Here is a 1,267-nt window from a genome sequence, read left to right on the forward strand (position 1 = left end):
GGGTGTCATACCCCGGAGCTGCTCGTATAATTTTTTCGGTAAAAAAGAAAGAATCGTTTCCATTTTGACAATCCTCCTGTATACACCACTTTCAATAAAATATATGCCGATCATCCTGTAATAATGACAAGCTAATAAAGAAACTGACCTTTTAGTAATCCTTTTGAGAACTTCTTAGCTACTTCAATCCCTAGCTATAGAAAAAGTCATACATAAAAAGGAATGAAAAAAGACAAAAAAAAAGCCCGAGATATAATCTCGGACTTCTTCTAATTATGCGCGTGATACGTATGAACCTTCGTTTGTATTGATCAATAATTTGTCACCTTGATTGATGAAGAATGGCACTTGAACTGAAAGGCCTGTTTCAAGTACGGCTGATTTTGTTCCACCTGAAGATGTATCGCCTTTAATACCAGGCTCAGTTTCTGCAACTTCAAGTTCAACTGTGTTAGGAAGCTCGACACCAAGTGTTTCGGCTTGGAAAGTCATAATATGCACTTCCATATTTTCTTTTAGGAATTTTAATTCGCGTTCAATACTTGAAGCTGGTAGCTCGATTTGATCGTAAGTTTCGTTATCCATAAAGACATGGCTGTCTCCACTTGCATAAAGGTACTGCATTTTACGGTTTTCAATATGCGCTTTCGCCACTTTTTCACCCGCACGGAATGTTTTCTCTTGGATGGATCCTGTACGAAGATTACGAAGCTTAGAACGTACAAAGGCAGCGCCTTTACCTGGTTTAACATGTTGGAACTCGATAACCTGCCAAATTCCATTATCTACTTCAATTGTAACACCTGTGCGAAAATCGTTTACAGAAATCATAAAATTGTCCTCCTACATGTACATGTTTACAGAATGATTAACTCTTTTGATGAATGTGTAAGTGCTTCGTTACCTTCTATTGTAACGATTGTATCATCTTCAATCCGTACTCCGCCAACTCCCGGTAAATAAATACCCGGCTCAACGGTAACAGCCATACCTGGTTCTAGAATGATATCAGACCTCAAGGATAATGCTGGACCTTCATGAACTTCAAGACCAATTCCATGTCCTGTTGAATGTCCAAAATACTGTCCAAATCCTTTTTCTTCAATTAAATTACGAGTTAGTGCATCCGCTTCCCTGCCTGTCATCCCAGGTTTTATCCCGGCCATGCCACGCAGTTGCGCTTCTAAAACAATGTCATAAATATTAATAAGTTCTTCACTTGGCTGACCAACTGCTAATGTCCGAGTTATATCAGACACATACCCTT

At 39.0% G+C, this 1,267-nt stretch carries 2 protein-coding genes; both read right to left on the reverse strand.

Features of this window, described 5'->3' with window-relative positions; all coding sequences use genetic code 11:
* Window positions 1-273: 273 nt before the first annotated feature.
* Complete coding sequence (gene efp, locus AC1DUW_RS29470) at window positions 274-831, reverse strand: elongation factor P (RefSeq protein WP_034308328.1); 558 nt, start codon at window positions 829-831, stop codon at window positions 274-276.
* A gap of 26 nt (window positions 832-857) precedes the next feature.
* The coding region (locus AC1DUW_RS29475; RefSeq protein ID WP_477644258.1) for a M24 family metallopeptidase at window positions 858-1,267 on the reverse strand (410 nt) is incomplete at its 5' end.

It is taken from the genome of Peribacillus sp. P4_C12 (assembly GCF_056402095.1).

Coding starts and splice junctions, on each gene's coding strand:
- efp (WP_034308328.1), bottom strand. CDS start 831: ATGATTTCTGTAAACGATTTTCGCACAGGTGTTACAATTGAAGTAGAT.